Source organism: Gordonia sp. NPDC003585, from assembly GCF_040610755.1.
Classification (GTDB): Bacteria; Actinomycetota; Actinomycetes; order Mycobacteriales; family Mycobacteriaceae; genus Gordonia.
The window spans coordinates 1-2,577 of the sequence record NZ_JBEXMX010000182.1 but is presented as its reverse complement, the minus strand read 5'-3'; the positions used below and the strand labels follow the sequence as shown (position 1 = coordinate 2,577).

Annotated in this window: 5 protein-coding genes; 2 read left to right on the top strand and 3 right to left on the bottom strand. The window is 63.2% G+C overall.

Features of this window, described 5'->3' with window-relative positions; all coding sequences use genetic code 11:
* Positions 1-218: 218 nt before the first annotated feature.
* Both ABZW74_RS24425 and ABZW74_RS24420 read right to left on the bottom strand, forming a co-directional pair.
* Positions 219-521, bottom strand: a complete 303-nt coding sequence (locus tag ABZW74_RS24425) for a WXG100 family type VII secretion target (RefSeq protein WP_355280089.1) — start codon at positions 519-521, stop codon at positions 219-221.
* A gap of 17 nt (positions 522-538) precedes the next feature.
* Positions 539-913 (bottom strand): WXG100 family type VII secretion target, encoded by a 375-nt coding sequence (locus ABZW74_RS24420; protein WP_355280086.1) that lies wholly within the window; start codon positions 911-913, stop codon positions 539-541.
* 154 nt (positions 914-1,067) lie between these two features.
* Here ABZW74_RS24420 and ABZW74_RS24415 point away from each other — a divergent pair, with 154 nt between their 5' ends.
* On the top strand, positions 1,068-1,925 hold the full coding sequence (locus tag ABZW74_RS24415) for a serine/threonine protein kinase (protein ID WP_240862910.1): 858 nt from the start codon (positions 1,068-1,070) through the stop codon (positions 1,923-1,925).
* An 18-nt stretch (positions 1,926-1,943) separates the two neighbouring features.
* On the opposite strand, the gene ABZW74_RS24410 is transcribed toward ABZW74_RS24415, so the two are convergent.
* On the bottom strand, positions 1,944-2,147 hold the full coding sequence (locus tag ABZW74_RS24410) for a hypothetical protein (RefSeq protein WP_240862908.1): 204 nt from the start codon (positions 2,145-2,147) through the stop codon (positions 1,944-1,946).
* Between the two features lie 82 nt (positions 2,148-2,229).
* Here ABZW74_RS24410 and ABZW74_RS24405 point away from each other — a divergent pair, with 82 nt between their 5' ends.
* Positions 2,230-2,529 (top strand): hypothetical protein, encoded by a 300-nt coding sequence (locus ABZW74_RS24405; RefSeq protein ID WP_355280082.1) that lies wholly within the window; start codon positions 2,230-2,232, stop codon positions 2,527-2,529.
* Positions 2,530-2,577: the final 48 nt, after the last annotated feature.

The window sequence follows — 2,577 nt, the reverse complement described above, 5'->3', positions numbered from 1 at the left end:
CGGCTCCCCCGACAACCACAACGACTTGTGCCCCGGCGACAAAAACGTCTCCAACTCCGGCAACCGCGCAGCAGGCATAACCTAAACCTCCCCGAAAACAGAACAGCACCGCGCAAAGACCCTCATCTTCACGCGGTGCCATACCTCGACATCAACTGAACAAGAACAACCACACCCAGACGGCGCCCGATCACCGAGATCACCGACCGGCCACCACGTCAGCCCTGATGAATGGTCTGCCGAATCCGATTCTGCATCGCCGACACATTCTCGGTGTTCTCCCCCACCGCCTCCTGAATCTGCGACAAAATCTGGGTGATCGAATCAAACCCATTCATCACCGTGCCCTGCACACCCGAAAAATCATCATGCTCGCCACCCTGCCAAGCACCAGCCAACCGCTGAATATGATCCCGCAACTCATCCACCGCGCCCTGCAAGTTCGACGCCGCCGAACCCACCCGCTCCTCGGCAGCCTGCGCCGCGCCCGGATCATACGAGTACTCGCCACCCTCAGACATCAGACCAACCCCCCGTATCAGATATTCGTCGACTCAGCAGTATGAAAATCCATCCGGCCACCCGCCGAACGCACATTCGTGGCCTGCTCATCCTGAGCCGACACATACGTCGAGGCCACATCCTCGGTCCGAACACCCAACTGCTCCAACGCCTTATTCACCTGCCCGGCAGCCGACGACCACTGATGCTGCAAATTCGCCAACTCCGTCTTCGCACCACCCTTGATCTTGCCCAGCAACTCGGTCATCGCCGCATCAAACTCCGAAGAGTTCGACGTGAACTTCCCCAGAGCATCCTGCAACGACCCCGCATGAGACTTCACCACCGTGTGGTCAACCTCGAAAAAACCATTACCCGACAAAGCTGAAACCTCCCCGAAGACATTCCCCACCGCCAAACATGCTGGCAGACAACAAGCACAACGGCAGAAAGACGTTCATACCGGCAAACTTGATCCATCCCAGGCTATCCACACCCGCCGATGAACACAACAGCTCCACGCCACCACTTCGCGCCCTTCCGATAGTCGGTATCGTGGAATGTCTATGACCCGCGCCGACATCCGTGAGCAACCGATCGCCTGGCCGAGCTGCACGCTCGGCGGCTGGAGCGCGGCCTGGATCGCCGGCCACTGCTCGCCCGACGAGGTGATCAGTGCGCTCACCTCGACCGCCGGCACGCACGTCGTCGACGACCACACCGGCACCCTCGCCACGGGCGCCAGCGGCGTCCTCGACCTTCTGGCGATGCTCCGCGAGGTGGATGCGCTGGTGGTCCGGCTGCCCGACGCGGGCGACCCCGCGGGACTTCCGCCGGATCCGGCGACGACGGCTGCCTTCGCCGCCGGCGAGGTGCTTCTGGTCCGGGACGAAGCGACGCGCTCATCTGCGGCGGGACCTCTTGCCTTGATTCCGTCGGTCACCGGCGCTCGGCTGTCAGGACCACTCCACATCGACGATGCGGTGTGCCGGTGGGCAATTCACCGATACGAGCGTCCGCTGGATCTCGGCGCGTTGACGAGCGGCGGTCCGTCCGCGGGCGATCTCGAACACGAACTGCGGCAAGCGGTCCGGGATGCGACGGACTTGTTCAGCAATCTCGGCGGCGGGGCCAGGGCGGAACGCATCGGTGACCTTCGCGCGCAACTCATGGCACTGACCGCCCGCCATCATGTGCCGTTGCCGCCGTATGCGGACGCCCGCGCCACGCGGATCGTCGAAACCGCGGCCCGCGTCGAGGCGATCGTCGATCTTGCTGTCGCACAACGGGTCCCGAGTGGCGACAGCGCAGGCCACCTCGATCAGGTGGACTCCGGGCTGCGACGCCTGCTGACCCTCACCCGTACTGCCCGGGCCGCAGCAGTCAACGCGACGATCGCCGAATTGATGCGACCGCCGAGCTGATTGCCCAGACCTGCCGGCCTATTCGGCCAGCTTGGCCACCGCCTGCGCCCAGAGGAAGAACTTGTTGGTGCCGAGATCCTTCACCGTCTTGATGTTGAAGGCGGCCGCGAGGTGCTCGGCATCCGAGTCGCTCACGCCCTGAAGCGACGCGACCGGCGCGTTGGCCAGTTCGTCGATCGGCTTGTCCTCGTATGCCTTGTCGAACTTGTCGGCGAGTGCCATCGTGTGAATCTCCTGTACCTCGGTGTACTTGGGTCACGAAACTGTCATCCGCCGCACAGCGGATGCCCCGACGTGCCCCAGCATGGCACCGGATTCCATCATGCGCCAGGACTTCGCTCAGACCGCCTCGAAGCCCACCACCCGCCAGCTGCGGCGGCGATCGTGGAAGCGGGAAGAGCGCGGCCTCGTCGCAGAAACCGCACTTGTCGCCACAAACCTCAGATGTGGCCACAAACCGCTGGTACGCCTCGGGTTTCTGACCAGACACGCGGTTTCTGACATCGTGCTCGCCGTCGCCATCGCGGCCACCGTCACAGAAACCTCACTCGTAGTCAATGATCCGTCCCGGTGTTTCCGGAGGGTTCGTCTCAAGGGAGAATGAAACCTATGGCAGCGGCAGGATCGAAGCGGTACTCGGCTGAGCTGAAGC